Below are 16786 nucleotides of genomic sequence, written 5' to 3'. Positions count from 1 at the left end.
GTTCAGGCGTATTCAGGGTGATATACCGTTATCACTCTCATGCTGCTTCAGTCTGGTGAGGCAAAAGGCCGCAAAAAGACCACGTGGATAAATCATCCACGTGGGCGTTTGAGGCGAAATTAAATATTTTTATTATACTCAGGGCGCTACCATCATTATTTAAGCCCTGTTTATTATTCGGGAATTAAATGAATAATTAATTCCGTTTTATTTTTTTAAATACTTCGACGGTATTTTTAATTGCTTTCTCAGTCGGCAGTCGCTCCATGGAGCTGGCGCCATAGAAGCCATGACAATCCGGGCAATGCGCCAAGATATACGCCGCATCTTCCGGCTCCGCGATAGGGCCGCCGTGGCACAGCACAATCACGTCATCCCGCACCGCTTTCGCCGCCCAGGCACAGGCGTTGATAATCGGTATACAGGCCTCAAGGTCATGGGCAGTTTCGGCGCCAATATCTCCGCCAGTAGTCAGCCCCATGTGCACGACAATAATGTCCGCGCCAGCCTGGGTCATCGCTACCGCATCATCCGGATTGAAGACATACGGTGTTGTCAGCATCCCCTTCTCATGCGCCAGACGTATCATATCGACTTCCAACTGATAGCCCATGCCGGTCTCTTCCAGGTTCTTGCGGAAGTTACCGTCGATGAGGCCCACGGTCGGGAAGTTCTGCACCCCTGCAAAGCCCTGGGTCTGCAGTTCGTCCAGGAACGGCGAGAGGTTGCAGAACGGATCCGTACCGCAGACACCGGCAAGTACCGGCGTCTTTTTGACAACGGGCAACACTTCATCGCCCATCTCACGCACTATCTGGTTGGCGTTGCCATACGGCATCAAGCCGGACAGAGAACCGCGGCCGGCCATCCTGAAACGCCCCGAGTTGTAGATAACTATCAGGTCAACACCGCCGGCCTCTTCGCTACGCGCGGAAAGACCGGTGCCGGCACCGGCACCAATAATAGGTTCATCACGGACGACTTTCTGTTTCAGACTTTCAACAAGTACTTTGTAGTTATTCATTAAAGTTTCCCTGGTGTTGAGTGATGAGGGGTTCCCTGGTGTTGCATGACTGCGTTGAACTCCTCAATCACAAGTGCTGCAAATTCAGGTGCGTTAATATGGTGAGGCGTTTTGATAATCCGTCGCCGGCTCGTCTGTAGCACAGTCTTCTCCAACCCGTCAGCAAACGCCCGTCGTGCGTCAGGGTCATAAAACGGCTGGCCAGGAGCATCAAGCGCGGAGAATCCGCCTTCTGGTAGTAAGAAACTAACAGGCCCATTGCATTGATTGAGCTTTTCCCCAATCCACACGCCGAGCTGGTAGTTTTCCTCTGGTGTTGTGCGCATTAGCGTCACCTGAGCGTTATGCTCGACAAACTGCCGCTGAGCATAACGCTCAGGTATGCTGTCAGGCTCCCCAAAATTGACCATGTCCAGGGCGCCGGCACTGCCCACCCAGAGCACTTCAGTCTGGGCGATACTATCGAGCCGCGTCTCCGGGCATGCCAGGACGCCACCAAACAGCAGGTCAGCCACTTCGGTCAACGTGATATCAATAACCCCCACTACCTCACCATGCTCAACGAGGCCTTCCATGGACGTACCACCGTTACCCGTGGCATGGAACACCAACGGGTCATACTGTTCATTCAGAACAGTTATCAGCTGGTTGATACATGGTGTGGTCACGCCAAACATGGTCAATCCAAGTACCGGTTTTTGTGCCCGGTCAGGCGCAACAACATGGTTGACCGCGCCGGCTATCATGTTGGCTGCATTGGTCAAAATGGTGCGAGACAGGTAATTGAGTCCGCTGAGATCAGTGACGGTATACAGCATGGCGATATCCACACCACCGACATAGCCGCCAACGTTACCGGACGCCATGGTGGATACCATCAGCTTGGGTATGCCTATCGGCATCGACTTCATAGCTGACGTTATCAGGGCTGTGCCTCCCGAACCGCCTATGCCAATCAAGCCCGAGATATCCTCCGAAGTGCTGCGAAGAAAGCGCGTCAGCGCTACAGACATCGCCGTAACCGCCCGCCCGCGTTCATTACAGAAGACAGCTTTGCTGCCTTCAGGATGATATTCAGCGATCTGAGACGACGGGATATCTATCTTGCTGTTTTCACTTAACGCCTCCGGACTCCCAGTGGACACATCAATGATGTGAGAATCCACGCCGGCGGCATGTAAACAGGACTTCAGCCAGACCAGTTCATCCAGCTTGGTGTCTGCAGTCCCTATGACATACACAAACTTGGCCATACAACTCACTCCGTGATAAGGGGTGAAAGATTGATTGATATCGTGCAATATAAAGCTAGGCTAATATTTTATATCTCACAAGATATTTTTATATCGTGAGATAAATTTTATATCGAGGGCTACACCAAGACCATGATTCTCTTTGATGAAAACAACCTGTCGCCGGTCCGTCGGAGAACCTTAGAGCGGTTAACAAACGCAGCACTCAAGCTGTACAAGGAGAACAAATTCCCAACCGCTGAAGAAATCACGCGTGAAGCGGAGTACGCCAAAGTCACCCTCAAAACCTATTTCAGCACGCACAGCGAATTCGTGGAGTATGTCGTGCATAAAGTGATTGGCGCTTTTGAAAAACCCAAAATGGGAGACGATCCCGAAGAGAATATTGCCAGGCTGATGAGCTGGGGATATGGCGAGCTGAATTCCCATGAGGCCCTGATGCGCGATGCCATGCGTATTGCGCAACAGCGCTGGCAGAGCCGGCATCAAGATGAGGAGTCTGCTGAAGAAAGCAGACTGCTGAAAAAGAGTAACCGCCGTGAAGCGCTCACTGAGGCATTAGCACCGCTAGAGTCACAACTCCCACCGGAAAAAGTGGAAAAGCTGGTCATGCTGATGTCCGTTCTGTACGGAACGGAAGCCATGACCATACTCAAAGACACCTTCGGACTGGATCAGAATGAAATTTCTGATCTGACGACCTGGGGCGCCAGACTGATGTTGCAGCAAGCAACACAGGAAATTAATAAAACGGTTGGCGACTAAAAAGGATTACATAATAGATATTTGATAAGATCCCAGTAAGTTACAGCTGGTTGGTTCATTTTTGATACAATGAAACTACTCGTTCTTCACCCAAACAAGAGAGATGCTTATGAAATACTTTACTTATCTGGCCGCGCTGATTTCACTGTCTTTCGTCGGTGTTGCCAGCGCTGGCGAAGCTCACGTTTGTAAATCTCCAGCAGTGTCGGGAACTGCGGCGAATCCCGCGCTGAATGATAGCACCGTATTTACTTGCGGAGGCGGGGTTTCCGGCACTATTCCACAACTGGCAAAAGAGGGCTGGAAAATTGTTCAGCAAACTGATCAGGCTGATTCTCCTGATCCTACCAAAACTTATGCGCAACTGATTATCCAGAAAGACTGAACACCATAAAAAGCCGGCAATATGCCGGCAATTGGTTAATTAAGTCGCCCCTTCATCAGGCAACCCGTTTCGATTTCAAACGCGCTGGCCAGTTCCCCAAATAGTGACCAGGTGTATAAAGTATTCGGCGACGCTCGTTATGCAGTGAGTTGCCGATCACCACTTCCCCCGCGACACCACAGAGCGACAGCTGGATATACCGCCTGCGGGTCAATATCCGTCGCTGACACCCACATATGGCGGTGTGACAGATAGCCCGCCTGATTAAGTACATCGGCATAGGCCAGCACCATACAGCCGGCACCGCACGCCGGTTCGGCAAGGGTAATGAACGGTTTATCCCGGAAAATGGTGTCAACATCGCCCAGGGATATCTGCGCCATCATCCTGCTGACGTCCCAGGGTGTGAAAAACTGGCCGCGGTATTTGTCCCCCAGATCCAGCTGCATGAAGACCTTTCCCAGGAAATCATTGAATTGATCCATCATGCTCGTCGACACCAGGGCAAGCAGCTGCGCCATGCGACTGACGTCCGTTTTCTCATAGCCGTTGACGATCTGCAGGTACTTGTCTTCCCGCTTTTGGTTGAAGCAAAGACGGTTCTCCAGCGCGATGACGCTGCAGCTGACGAAGTCCTCAAACACCTTCGCGCGCCGGTGATAGCGCGCCGTCTCATTGAAGAGTGAGATGAACGCTTTTTCATGGTTAATAAGTCCGGACATACGTGTTCTCCGAAAAAAGGGAACACGTATCCCGGGCGGGAAACAATGTTCCCCGAGGGATGAAAAAAGACCACCGGAAAAATCCGGTGGCCATCGTTTAACGTCAGTGCTGCAGCGGGCGCTTAACTCGCTACGGCGTTGGGTGGTAACGGCAAGGAGTCCTTGTCGGCATAGGTAAACTGGATCACCTCACCGCCCAGGACTTCCGGCTCTATTCGGCCGCCATCGACATGTTCGCCATGGTCGTAACGGTCGTAACCGCTACGACCGGCGTCGGACATGTGCCAGCTGTGCTCAACCTGGCAGCTGAACTGCTTTGACAGCTCCCCGATCACTTCGCCTGCCGGCGCGTACCACGGAGAATCAAAGTGCACCGTCAGGACATTGATGCTGTCACGCACACAACCGACGTTGTGGCCACAGGGCCATTCAATGCCGTACTGACGACCGTACAGGTCAACCGTTGCCGGCACATCACGCAGCAGCGCGCCGCCGGCGCCGTTCAGCTCTGTCGCCAGACGCGTGGGGATTAACATCAGCATGTCGCAGGGCACGGTATACTCGGGCATATTCCCGAGCCGCTCCCAGCAGCTGCCGGCATCCACCTGGCCGTCAAGCCCCACCATGCCGAACCAGTCGGCAAACTGGCGCTCGATGACGTCCGCTATTCGCGCCTGGGCAAGTGGCGGGATGTTCTCCCACTTGACTGACGCTATCCCGGACTGGCTGTAGAGCCGCTCAATCTGACGGATGTTTTCAGCCGTTAACGGCGCATCGGCTTTCAGCAACCAGAACCACTGCTCAAAAGCCAGGTTCTGTGCCGACGACACACCAGGATGTGCCAGTAAACCGGGATAAGGGACATAAACCCCCGGTTTTACCGTGGCCGGCTTCAAGATGCCGGCACAGCCTGCCAGGAACATCCTGCAGCTTTGCTGGATGGCATGGCGGTAGTCAGGAACGACATGGCCATTCACCCACTGCTGCAGCTCGTCGACAAACACGGATTGGCCGGTAACAACTAAACGGTTTTTGCACCAGTTAGACATGGTAGTTCTCCTCTTCATTCAAGAAAAAAGAGAGACGTCCCCCATCGGGGGAGCATCTCCCCCGTTGGGTTAAGGTGTAAAACAGTGGCGGTCAGCCTGTTGGCTCAACCGCCGTCAGTGGCCGGACAGTTCGCGTACAACCCGTAACTCATGGGCCAGGCGGATCGCCGGCGACAGCTGCTGATAGTCACTGACATCGATACGTTCGAGGTCGAATTTCTCAGCCAGGTCGTTAATCGCCTCATACGGCCGAAGACCGGCCTCCTGCAAGGCAATGACGCAGACCTCTTCGCAAAGGTCCGTGTCGTTCAGTGCCAGTCCGTAATGCCGGCTCAAAAGCGCGCCGGCAACGGTCTGCCAGTGGTGTTGTTCCTCGGTCATAGTGCCTCCCCGTCAGGCCGCCTGGGCGGTGTCAATCTTTACCGCTTCTGTCTCTGCCGCCGGCATTAACAAAAATTCGGTCGCCTGACGCGCCAGGCTGCTCGCGCGGAACAGCGCACGTTTGTCTTCCTTCATGATTTTCAGCCACCCTTCCAGGTAGTTCTCATGCTGGACGTCGCCGGCAACGCCGACACGGGCACAGAGAAATGCACTGCCCAGCTCGGCAACCAGCTCCTCAAACGCATAGACCGGGTCACCCCGCTTACGTGAAGAAGAGGTTATCCCCTCCCGGTTAAGACGTGTTGCATGGCCGGTGCTGTGCACCAGCTCATGCAACAACGTCGACCAGTAGTCCGATTCCGTCTTAAACTGCCGGACTTCCGGCAGCACAATCAGGTCCCGGCTCGGGGTGTAAAACGCCCTGTTCTGGTAAACATGCTCAAGGTGAACACCGCAGTCCTCCACCATTGTGCTGACCTGCGCCTGTATTCGCTCATCAACCTGTCGGGACTCCTCTTCCGGAGCGTCTGCCGGCAGTGCGCCAACCACGTCATCCAGGAGTCCGTCACACTGGCAGACATTGAACAGGTACAGCGACTTCAGCATCGGGATACGCTCTTTCAGGGCGTTCCCTTCGTCGTCAAACAACTGCCGGCCGTCGGCATCCTTCGCATCCTTTTCCCAGGGCTTGAAGACCACGGCAAGCGTCGCCTTCTCGCCGGCACGCACATGGCCACCGGCGGCTTCCGCCTGCAGATAGGTCAGCCAACGGTTAGAGTTGAAACCCTGGTCACAGGCAGACAACCACAGCAGCAGCACATTGACGCCGCTGTAAAAGTTACCGGTGGTGCCGTTGAGCGGCATCACCGCCCCCTGTGCGCTCCGGGAGCGGTCCGTCTGCCAGGGCTTGCGCCACGGCAGCGTACCGCGCTCGATGGCGGCGATGATTTTGTCCGTCACCTGTTGATACAGGTCGGGACGTTCAGGCTGTTTTTTCGCTGGTCGTGATGATGATTTCTTTCTCATGGGAGGCTCCTCAGTAATAAGGCACACTCCTCCCCTGGCGGCGAAGAATACGCCCCAGGGGACAAAGAATGGGTTAACGATTAACGTGCAGGGAAACGGATCGCCCCTTCCGCATTAACCGTGTCGGCCAGGTGATACAGACGTTCGAACATAGAGAGAAATTCCTCCCTGTCGTCCGGTTTCGCCCGTTTAGCGTCGGTATGACTGGCGATCGCCAGCAGGTCGATGGCGCTGACGCGCCATCGTTTGTACTCCGCGTTGCCCACGCATGCCCGGTAATGGACATGAGCCAGGCGCTGCATGCGGTTAATGATATGACGGTACTCGGCCACCGGCACCCAGGTGATGAGTGACTCATGCACATGGATCTGGTCGTGCAGCACGTGTATCCAGAGCTCAAAGCCGTCTGAAAGTATTCGTTCTATGCTTTCGTCGGTCAGCTGCAGATGCTCACAAAAGTCGTCGCCTCCCACCAACACGCGGGAGGTTTCGTACCAGGCGTCATCCTTTTCCGGATGACAGCCATCGGCATACGCTATGTGCTTCACGCGGCCCGTATCGCCACGTTCGGCCACTGCTGATATCAGGTAAACGCCGTCGTCTTTGGCCAGCACCAGTTCGCACTGATTGGCCTTAACTTCGGCAACGACCAGGCGCAATGCCTCAGGGTCAAAGTGCAACATGCTAAGTCTCCTTAAAAAGCGGAGACGACTTCCCCCGGAGGGAAAGCCCCTCCAGGGAAATAAAACGTTATGGCCAGCGCGGTGGTGTTACCACGATGCCCGGAAGTAAAGGTGATGCCGGCTAAAATCGAAGCCGGTCAGTACGCTGTTAACGTACGTTTTCAGTGAGTCGACCAGCATCCAGTAGACATCGCCGTAGTCGCGGCATTCTGAAGGGAGCTCCTCATGGCAGTTCGCTTCATTCAATCGTGACAACAGCATCTGCAGCATCTGGACGTCGTTGCGGTCGAACGCCATCAGCTCACCGCTTTTGACGTCCCCGACACTGTTGGCCACCCAGTGCATCAACGCAGTAAACCCACGAAAATGACAGGTGTTAACCAGCAGCGGCGGATGGTAGTGGTTACATGTTTTATGGTTGTATATTCGTGGCGCCTGCGCGCAATCACCGCCGTCCTCCAGCCACGCTGGTGAACACGGCACCCAGTCACCAACGGGTGTCCAGTCGCCGTTTACCGGCAACATCGGATAGTCAGCTTTACGCTGATGGAAAAAGTTAATATCAAGCCCCATGGGTCACTCCTCTCGATAAACAGACAGGAGCTCCCCTGCAGGGAGGCCCTGCCGGGTAAGTGCGCGCCTCAATCAGGCGACGCGTTGAGTCAACTTTCTGCGTTGGGACAACACCTCATCCATCCACGTAATAACGCGCCAGTGGTACGGGATCTCGGCATTGCACAAACTGTCTCGATACCGTTCAAGGTGCAAACGGATCGAGCTATCCCCCATCGCTGCGGCGTCAACATCTCCCGGTGCAGAAAGCGCCGGACGCTGCAGATGATGACGCAGCCATAGCAGCGGTTGCTCCCAGCCTGATTGGCTGGACAGCTCCCGCTCAATGCGCACGCATCCAGGACACAGATTGTGTATCAGGATGAGTACCAGGCGGTTAAAGAAATCCGACGCCTCGTTCCCCGGGACAATCTCCTGCACGGGCAGGTTATCGGCCGGCCATGACGACAGACGGATACCAGCACCTGCAAATGCGCAGCCGGCAAACAGCTGCCCCGCCGCATCAATACCTGCAGGTCTGGCGGATGCCGGCAACAACCAAAACATCTCGGTCACCGCCAGGGTAAAATCAATCCACGCGTCCTGGGACGGTGGTGCGTCAAAATACACGGTAGTACTCACGATAAATCCTCCAGATACAAAAAATGGGGGGATTTATCCCCCGGACGGGAATAAATCCCGTCAGGGTGTACTGCTGACTCCCTCAGGAGCCGTGTTGGTTATTCGATTGAACCACTGCGCTTCAATACTCTGTATTGAAAGCAGCAATCACTTCGTCAGATTCTCTGTCACGTTTTCCCTCATTGACGGCGCGTTCCCAGACAGATGCGTTAACTTCCTTCCCTATTTTGTCCAGGGCATTCATCACACCCTTTCCGGTTTCGGAAAGTGAGGGTAAGCCGTTCCTCTGCAGAGCAAACAGGAAATACCCAAACGCAAAGCCGGCACTATGAACCGCAACCTCGACGAGCGTCATACCGCTTGCCGAATCGCGCTCCACGTCAAAACCAAGCCGATGGAACGCTCGCGCGCTCATCAGCTCGCTTTCGAGCATGCACAGATAGCGCAGCATATCGAGAGGGGTTTTCAGATAATCGATAGTGGTATTCATGGATAAATCCCCGACAGGGTTGAGCGCCGACAACTGTATCGTCGTCGCAATGTCATTGTTTTCAAACTCAGAAGCCGAGCGCCGCAATGGCTTCATCGGCTTCACCGTTAACCTTGCCGTTGGACATGCTCCACGCCCACGCGTCTTTGCCGGCGTCGTTGCCAAGACGGTCCAGGTTGCTCAATACTTCCCGGCCAGCTTCAGACAACGTCGGCAAAACATCCCTCTGCAGAAAGTAGAGGAAAAAACCAAAAGCCTCACCGACACTGACAACGATGTTTTCCAAGTCGGTCAGCTCACAAGGCGCTTCCCGCTGCTGGCAGAGTCCGAGTCGTTGATAGGCTCTTGCGGTATAGAGCTCGCTTTCAATCGCGCAAAGGTAGAAAAGCACGTCCTGTGACGTCTTGAGGTCGAAAACATTCGTGCGGAAGTTAATTTGCGTATTCATCGGTAAATCCTCTTATAATATGGACTTACCCCCTGAACGGGAGTAAATCCCGTCAGGGTGTAGGGTGTTAAAGCGACCGCTTTAAAAACGGTAACGCAGTCTGGCCAAATGCTCGGCCTGCTGACAGGCGAGTCGGTAGGCTTTTCTGCGCTCGGTATGTTTGCAAGGCAGCACAACATGGGTGCTTGCGTAGGTATATTCTCCTTTGTACCAACCTTTGCGCAGCGTCAGTAACGCGCTGACCGAACCATCATCACTGCAGATAACATGCGCGCGAACGGCAAAATTACCTGCTGCATTGACGTACCAGTCAGTAAAACGCGGCGGCGTCATGCGAAAAGGTATTCGCTGTACAGCCGATTTGACACGGTGCAGGGTTGAGAAGAAATCAGGAACAACTGAAGAAGTAAAAACAGACATGGTGTATCTCCTGTAATGGGGAAACACCAGCCCGAGGGGAAGGTATCTCCCCGGGGGATTGGACTGCGGTAATCGCAATCGTCAGTACATCAGTCATGACCTTCATCACCGTTAAGTGATCCCTGTTCTCAAAGGTTAAACAGGGTTACCGCCACTGGGGGCTTCCTCTTTCAGGCTACGAGGCTATTTGCAGTCACCCGAAGGCGTTTCTCACAGACCGCTGAAACTTTGGTTGGCACTCACCCGAAGGCGCTTCTCACAGAGTGCTGAAGCATTGGCTGGTTGTCCGAAGACAACAAGTAAGCCTGTTCATTTTCAGAGCAAACCTTAGATGTGTCAACCCCAGAGAAACGATATATTGACACTCTTACAGCATCGGCATACTTTGGCTATGTATAGTCGTGGTGATATTGCAAAAATGCGCAGGTGCAATATCTATGATGGACACCTTCATATACTGCAGCAGAAAACCGGATACAAGCTCATTATCAATTAGTTTCCGTATCGCAAGGAATAAAGCATCATTGTCTATTTATCTTCTGGAAAGGCAGGAATATTAGAATCAAACCAGTGGCAATGATCCTAACATTGGGAAACCCACTTACATATGAGAATAGTTTTTTGTATGGTAAGACAACCGAACCTACCAAGAATAAAATGTACGATATGAAAATGAGCATACGCCCCCCCCAAAACAATCACAAACAAATAAAATTATAATCCAAAATCACATCTTGACCAATATAAAACGTAGGTTTTAAATAATTTTTTGGAGGTCGCAGCCCTGTGTGAGCTGCGACCGCTTAACACTACTTACTCAATATCATTTTTAAAATAGACTTGTCGAATATAACGTCCCCGACCATCCCCATGACCTAAATCCATCGAGACCAATGCATTTGCTTCATCTCTGCTCATGCCATTTTTGACATGATGTGTTACAGCATCCCTGGCATAGGCATATCGCAAACTATGGGGTGCATCCTTTCCAATCATCCCTGCGTCACGTACGATATTTCTGTATCGTTCTATCGCGGTATGCAGAGACGGCTTATCAATCAGCTTCCCTCTATTCTCACCACAATGCTTTATCGCCTTATCCAAAATGGACAAGACCTTCTCGCGATTCAATACTGTTGTTTCCCGGGCCCGCCCCCCTTTAGTCCCAAAAATCACCTTAACCCTATCGTTACCATTCAAGATGGCTTGCGTCCAGGTTTTTAGAGATTTTGCCGACTGAACTGTTTCTTCTGTTCTCAAACCCAGGTAACGAGACAATTGCACACCAATTGCCACGCCCTCGTCTTTTTTAAAAGCATAGTTAACAATTGCAGCCAACTTATCATCCGGAAGTGGCGTTTTAGTTCCGTCGCGACTTGCCCCTGAGATGCCTAATGCCTGGTTACTCAACTTATCATGCGAAGGGTCAGCGAGTTTATTCCGTCCGGCGACTGACATGATCGAACGGACCGCTGCCATTTCATTTTGGAGTGTACGTTTTGATATATCCTCAGCCATACGGCTACTAATATATTTTTCGATATGAGACGTCTTGACGTGTTTTACATCACGGATTTGGATATTTAATTTCGCAAGGCGTTCAGCAAAACGCTCTGCTATTCTCGAACGGTCTGCGACGGTTTTAAAACTCCCTCGTCCCTGGCGGGCGAGCGTAACCAACTGCTTGCTGAGCTTTGACATAACTTCTCCTCCCACGGGATACACACCCCTCTGCTTTCCACAAAGCAGACGGATCTGTATCCCGATAATTTCAACCCCGACGACACGGTTACTTTTGCGCTTCCTGCGTCTCGACTGGTATCTGTGCATCGGGGCGGCGAAATGTTGAGTTATTTCGAAGCTCCCCAGGTCTCTGACCTGTTCGCGGCTTACGCCGGGCTGACGTTCGTCAGACTGCTTCCACACACTACTGTTCGTAGTGTCGCCATCGATACCGAGTCGATTTCCTCCTTTTAGATAGTGAAACGTTCAAAACGGTGTTTTCCGTCGTAATTACGTTGAAGTTAATGGATGTTTAAAACCGTACTGGCACGGAGTACGTGTTGGTCAGATGGTAGTAAAACGTTGAAAGCCACGTCGTGCGTGGGTTGAGACGTTATGCGCTACGCGCGTCACTTGGTAGTGTCTTCGCCACTTCACAAGTGACGCGCGCTCCTCTGCTCCTAATGAGACTCACGTAAGCGGCCAAATGTACCAAATAGCCTTATACGTGCGTTCAAAAGTCGCATCGTCAGCAACACGTCGTAAAAGATAAAAGAATCAAAACGTTGAAGCATAAAACCTCGCCATGGCGAGCTTTATCGCTGAAAGACGTAATACATACGTCATTGGTGAAAGGAACCGTACCAGGACTGGCGCGGTTGAGTCGTTAATGAACCTTCATCACAGTCGTGATCTCCGTTCTCAAAGGGTAAACGGAGGTACCGCCACATGGGCATCCTCTTCCAGGCTACGAGGATATTGTGACCACCCGAAGGCGTTTCTCACAGATCACATGAAACATTGGATGGCACTCACCCGAAGGCGTCTCTCACAGAGTGCTGAGACATTGGATGGTCGTCCGAGGACGACGATACAACACGGCTAGGGTAAGCGATCCTACAGAAAGCTGTCAATTTGACGGACGGATATGACTGCTATCAGAATGCGTTGGTAGAGAAGATAAACGGAATACCTGCTCGGCAAACTGGAAGACATCGTGCAGACAAAAAAATGGCCAGGGAGTCAGTGGAAATCTACAACACTCGACGACCACATCTGTCGCTGAAATACAAAATGCCTTATGAAGTTCATAGGGCGTTTTCAGGTTGAAAAGTGTCAACCTATGTCAGGATTAGTCACCTGTTACGGGATGCATAAGCACTTTTATGTTAAGTGGCCGCCTATCAGATATAAGGAAAACTGGGTGAAGTTTTGTAAAGAGAGAGGAATGCCGTTACAGCTGGCGTAACGCTTTTTGGCGTATCAATTATTTGGTAAACCCATACTTTCTGTAAGATTTAATTTTTCATGAGTGACTATGATAAAGCTTTGACGGTAATCAGTTTAAAAGGGCTGTCCATATCTGCCACAGATAACGATTCGCATAGATTATAACCCCAACACATATCCATTAACAAAAAAATAAGATAAAAATAATCAGGATATTTATTACCCCCTTAATAAATATAAGTGCATCCATCAATCCCAACCTTTCATTAAAAATACGAGTTAATTAAGAATATTCATAAATGACACCAAGCTTTTCCGCCTCTTTGTTGAGAAGCGTGTTTTTTCACTGTGTCGCTAACCATGACTCCAGCAGTCCGACCAAAATACAAAATTAAACCAACAAATAGATGAAACAACCCTCAAATATATTTAATATATATTGGTCGGTGGTCTGTTAGGTGGATGAGTAGCATCAACACAAACTTGGTTTACTTGTGGTTAAATTAGGTGGATTTTTATGGGACATAAAAAAATAAGAATTAATGAAAGCGTAATGTTAGCAGCAACTCGCCGTGTCGAATGGATATTCGATACCTTTACTCAGGTTTGCCTATCTTTCTCTGGGGGCAAGGATTCGACAGTCCTATTTCATATTGTCGCCACAGTTGCTCGCAGGAAACGTCGGAGATTTTCCGTTCTGTTTATTGACTGGGAAGCTCAGTATCAGAGCACGATTGAGCATGTGCGGAAAATGCGGGAACTATACTGTGATGTGAGCGAGACATTTTTCTGGGTGTCCCTCCCATTGACCACAGTAAATGGCGTATCTGTGTTTCAACCGGAATGGGTATGCTGGGAACCAGGATTGGAATGGGTCCGTCAGCCTCCGGAAGATGCCATTACCGACATGGCGTATTTCCCTTTTTACAGGTATGCCATGACGTTTGAAGAGTTTGTTCCGGCATTTTCGGCATGGTTCACACGGAATCAATGTGGTGTGGCCATACTGACCGGCGTCCGTGCAGATGAATCCCTGAATAGATTCATTAGCCTGACCAACCAGCGCAAACTTCGCTATGCGGATGACAAGCCTTGGACAACGGCTTCTCCGGAGGGGTTTTATTACACGATGAATCCTTTGTATGACTGGAAAGCTCGGGATATCTGGATTTACCACGCCCGAACGGGGGCAATTTACAATCCGCTATATGACCTGATGTATAGGGCTGGTGTTCCTCTGTACAATATGCGTGTCTGTGAGCCGTTTGGCCCCGAACAGCGCCGAGGACTATGGCTATACCATGTTCTGGAGCCTGAGACTTGGGCCCGAATGTGTACCCGTGTATCCGGAGCGGCCAGTGGGGCCATTTATGCCAATGAAAGTGGCGCTTATTTTGCCCTGCGTAAACGTATTTCCAAACCTGCACATCATTCATGGCGCAGTTATGCCATGTTTCTGCTGGATGTCATGCCGCAAAAAACGGCTGAGCATTACCGGAATAAGATAGCCGTATATCTGCGCTGGTATCAGACGCACGGCTGTCCGGACGATATCCCGGATGAACAGGATAATGACTTGGGAAGCAGGGATATACCCTCTTGGAGAAGGATATGTAAGACTTTGATCAAAAATGACTATTGGTGTCGAACATTGTCTTTCAGTCCTAATAAACCCCGGTACTACGAACGTTATCAGGAACGCATTAAACAAAGGAGGAAAGAATGGGGGATATTATAACTAAGGAACAAATCGCCAAATTCATTACTCGGTATTTCAGCCAGCTTGACTCTGATGATGAAAAGATCGCAGCCCTCAATTATCTTCGTAAGATATTCCATGAACTTAGCCCTTTTGCCCATGAGCCAGTGGACCTCGTACTGTGGGTGAAAGCGGAAGAGGTGGTCGCCAATGATTACAATCCCAACGTCATGGCGGCAGGAGAGAAAAAGCTGCTTCAACATTCGTTACAGGAAGATGGCTTTACTCAACCCATAGTGGTATCTGAAGGCAAAGGGCAGTATTTGGTCGTAGATGGTTTTCACCGGCAATTACTGGCCAGACGGGAGTCTGAGGCAGGAAAACGTCTTAAAGGCTGGCTGCCTGTCAGTTGTATCAATCCGAATCGGAAAGGACAGCCTGAGCGGATAGCTTCCACCATCAGGCATAATCGAGCAAGAGGTAAACATAAGATAACGTCGATGTCGGATATTGTTAGAGACCTTACTCGGCTCGGATGGACGGATGAACGTATTGGTCAGGAGCTGGGAATGGATAGAGATGAAGTGTTACGCCTGAAACAGATAAGTGGCCTTGCAGACCTTTTTCAGGATGAAGAGTTTAGTTCTGCTTGGACGGTCCTTTAAATTTTTCGATTAGTTAAATATATTAATCGCGACATTATCTGACACATAGCCTTGAAAGATTGAAAGTTACCGGTTTTGATATGAGTGTCGAATCCTTATACAAAACACGAGGTATAGTGGCACAGTAAATTCGTCCACCTGTTTTGTGTTGAGGTGATATTCTCACCTCAACACAAAACAGGTGACTTAATGAACAAGAAAACCAAACGTACGTTCACCCCAGAATTCAGACTGGGATGTGCACTGCTGATTGTTAATAAGGGCTACTCATATCATATCCGACCAACCAGTGAAGCGATGGATGTGGGTTCTACCACGTTTGAGAGTTGGGTACGCCAGCTCAGGAGAGAGCGTCAGGGTGTTACGCCCTATGCACATATTCGCGGGCAGGAAAAGCAGCTTCGCCGCCTGGAAGAACAAAATTCGATATTAATAAAGGCTACCGCACTCTTGATGTCCGACTCAATTGAACGGTTCACGATAACCGCCAGACTGATTGAGAGCCACACGGTTGTCAGCCTCTGTTCCGCTTCGGCAATACACCGCAGCAGCTACCGGTACTGGCAAAAACGACATGACACTGTTAACCCCGCGTAAGTCAGGCTGTGTAGCGAAATACGCTGGGTATGGAACCAGCAGGCTCGCGCACTCTGGCTAACATGCTGACTCAAAACGGCGTCCCGATGAGCCGTTACCGTGCAGGGAGTCTTATGGAAAACCTGAATCGGAGCAGTTGTCCGACAGGGAACATCAGTACAAAATGCCCGCCTGGAACATACCTGCCTGCTGAACGAGGCGAGGAGCTGGCTATTTATCCAAAAGGCCGCGAAATACTTCACCAAACGCCTGAAATGAAGTATGTCTTTATCGGAAAGCATCAGGCTGACTTCAGCATCAAAGCTATGTACCAGCCCGCAGTAGCTGGTATGCCTCGCGCCGGTTCACTCCGGTCAGTTACCATGAGCATGGCCTGCCGGTCGCAGAGTAATCTGTTGAAGCAGAACTTCAGCGCCAGTGGCCCGAACCAGAAATGGGTAGGTGACATCATGCACCTTCGCACAGATGAAGGTGGCTATAATCTTGCCATGGTCATCGACTTGTGGTCTCGGATCGTCATTGGCTACGTATGACAGCACAGCTTACCTGCGATGCGCTGCAAATGGTGCAGTGGAGACGTAAGCAATCGAGAAACGCTATCGTTCACACCGAGCCTGGAGGCCAGTACTGTTCATCGGATTACCAAGCCTTGCTGAAATGATATAATCTATATGGCAGCACGAGCGTCAGAGGTAACTGTTATGATAATGCCTTTGCGGAAAGCTTCTTCCACTCGCTGAAGGTGGAATGCATCCACGGCGAACACTTTATCAGCCGGGAAATAATGCGAACGGCAGTGTTGTGCAATTACTGGACTAGCCACAGTGCCTGTGGTGCTCTCAACCCAGAACAATTTGAAAACCAGAACCTCGCTTAGGGCTGTGTCCACATTACGTGAGTAGGATCAGTCAGTATGGCAGTGATGACTTGTAGCGCTTCTGCCGGGCCAACAATCTGACACCGAATATGAGCTGGCGTGGTAGTTACTGGGATACTCAGTCTACTATAATCCTGAATACCGGATCGGACTGAC

16 protein-coding genes and 4 pseudogenes are annotated in these 16786 nt (G+C 51.0%); 7 read left to right on the top strand and 13 right to left on the bottom strand.

Annotated features, from left to right (window positions below; genetic code table 11):
- Positions 1-196: 196 nt before the first annotated feature.
- Together FO014_RS14230 and FO014_RS14225 are read right to left on the bottom strand one after the other, a co-directional pair.
- A complete protein-coding gene (locus FO014_RS14230) occupies positions 197-1024 on the bottom strand; it encodes a phosphoenolpyruvate hydrolase family protein (protein WP_160030009.1) in 828 nt (275 codons plus the stop codon).
- Positions 1024-2277, bottom strand: a complete 1254-nt coding sequence (locus tag FO014_RS14225; RefSeq protein ID WP_160030008.1) for a Tm-1-like ATP-binding domain-containing protein — start codon at positions 2275-2277, stop codon at positions 1024-1026. Before FO014_RS14225 ends, FO014_RS14230 begins: the two co-directional genes overlap by 1 nt.
- A 132-nt stretch (positions 2278-2409) precedes the next feature.
- On the opposite strand from FO014_RS14225, the gene FO014_RS14220 reads away from it, so the two are divergent.
- A complete protein-coding gene (locus tag FO014_RS14220; protein WP_160030007.1) occupies positions 2410-3042 on the top strand; it encodes a TetR/AcrR family transcriptional regulator in 633 nt (210 codons plus the stop codon).
- A gap of 109 nt (positions 3043-3151) precedes the next feature.
- A complete protein-coding gene (locus tag FO014_RS14215) occupies positions 3152-3427 on the top strand; it encodes a hypothetical protein (RefSeq protein ID WP_160030006.1) in 276 nt (91 codons plus the stop codon).
- A gap of 55 nt (positions 3428-3482) precedes the next feature.
- Here FO014_RS14215 and FO014_RS14210 read toward each other — a convergent pair.
- From FO014_RS14210 to FO014_RS14160, 11 genes and pseudogenes are all read right to left on the bottom strand, one after another.
- Positions 3483-4149: pseudogene (locus FO014_RS14210) on the bottom strand (N-6 DNA methylase).
- Between the two features lie 122 nt (positions 4150-4271).
- Positions 4272-5198: a DUF1281 domain-containing protein gene (locus FO014_RS14205; protein ID WP_160030005.1), complete on the bottom strand. Its 927-nt coding sequence runs from the start codon at positions 5196-5198 to the stop codon at positions 4272-4274.
- A 114-nt stretch (positions 5199-5312) separates the two neighbouring features.
- Entirely contained in the window at positions 5313-5579 is a 267-nt protein-coding gene (locus FO014_RS14200) for a TA system toxin CbtA family protein (protein WP_160030004.1), read from the bottom strand.
- A gap of 12 nt (positions 5580-5591) precedes the next feature.
- Positions 5592-6605 carry an ArdC family protein gene (locus FO014_RS14195; protein ID WP_160030003.1) on the bottom strand — a complete coding sequence of 338 codons (1014 nt, stop codon included), beginning with the start codon at positions 6603-6605 and terminating at the stop codon, positions 5592-5594.
- Positions 6606-6685: 80 nt separating this feature from the next.
- A complete protein-coding gene (locus FO014_RS14190) occupies positions 6686-7288 on the bottom strand; it encodes a DUF3085 domain-containing protein (RefSeq protein ID WP_160030002.1) in 603 nt (200 codons plus the stop codon).
- 87 nt (positions 7289-7375) lie between these two features.
- Positions 7376-7861, bottom strand: coding sequence for a hypothetical protein (locus FO014_RS14185; protein ID WP_160030001.1), 486 nt, complete (start codon positions 7859-7861; stop codon positions 7376-7378).
- 72 nt (positions 7862-7933) lie between these two features.
- Complete coding sequence (locus FO014_RS14180; RefSeq protein WP_160030000.1) at positions 7934-8482, bottom strand: hypothetical protein; 549 nt, start codon at positions 8480-8482, stop codon at positions 7934-7936.
- A 121-nt stretch (positions 8483-8603) separates the two neighbouring features.
- Positions 8604-9068, bottom strand: a complete 465-nt coding sequence (locus FO014_RS14175) for a hypothetical protein (RefSeq protein WP_160029999.1) — start codon at positions 9066-9068, stop codon at positions 8604-8606.
- Positions 9040-9420 carry a hypothetical protein gene (locus FO014_RS14170; RefSeq protein WP_160029998.1) on the bottom strand — a complete coding sequence of 127 codons (381 nt, stop codon included), beginning with the start codon at positions 9418-9420 and terminating at the stop codon, positions 9040-9042. The genes FO014_RS14175 and FO014_RS14170 overlap by 29 nt, the downstream gene beginning before the upstream one ends.
- 81 nt (positions 9421-9501) lie before the next feature.
- Positions 9502-9840 carry a hypothetical protein gene (locus FO014_RS14165; protein WP_160029997.1) on the bottom strand — a complete coding sequence of 113 codons (339 nt, stop codon included), beginning with the start codon at positions 9838-9840 and terminating at the stop codon, positions 9502-9504.
- A gap of 813 nt (positions 9841-10653) precedes the next feature.
- A complete protein-coding gene (locus tag FO014_RS14160; protein WP_160029996.1) occupies positions 10654-11541 on the bottom strand; it encodes an integrase domain-containing protein in 888 nt (295 codons plus the stop codon).
- 933 nt (positions 11542-12474) lie between these two features.
- Between FO014_RS14160 and FO014_RS14155 the strand changes: the two are divergent.
- From FO014_RS14155 to FO014_RS14135, 5 genes and pseudogenes are all read left to right on the top strand, one after another.
- Positions 12475-12672, top strand: a pseudogene (locus FO014_RS14155) (integrase core domain-containing protein); the annotation flags it as partial.
- Positions 12673-13309: 637 nt separating this feature from the next.
- Positions 13310-14530: a phosphoadenosine phosphosulfate reductase gene (locus tag FO014_RS14150; protein WP_160029994.1), complete on the top strand. Its 1221-nt coding sequence runs from the start codon at positions 13310-13312 to the stop codon at positions 14528-14530.
- Positions 14515-15156 carry an IbrB-like domain-containing protein gene (locus tag FO014_RS14145; protein WP_201282867.1) on the top strand — a complete coding sequence of 214 codons (642 nt, stop codon included), beginning with the start codon at positions 14515-14517 and terminating at the stop codon, positions 15154-15156. Before FO014_RS14150 ends, FO014_RS14145 begins: the two co-directional genes overlap by 16 nt.
- A gap of 153 nt (positions 15157-15309) precedes the next feature.
- A pseudogene (locus FO014_RS14140) lies at positions 15310-15948 on the top strand (transposase); the annotation flags it as partial.
- Positions 15942-16630, top strand: a pseudogene (locus FO014_RS14135) (IS3 family transposase); the annotation flags it as partial. The pseudogenes FO014_RS14140 and FO014_RS14135, both read left to right, overlap by 7 nt.
- Between the last annotated feature and the right edge of the window lie 156 nt (positions 16631-16786).

The sequence above is a fragment of the Serratia rhizosphaerae genome (assembly GCF_009817885.1).
In the GTDB taxonomy this organism is placed as follows: domain Bacteria; phylum Pseudomonadota; class Gammaproteobacteria; order Enterobacterales; family Enterobacteriaceae; genus Serratia_B; species Serratia_B rhizosphaerae.
This window is presented reverse-complemented; position numbering and strand designations above follow the sequence as displayed.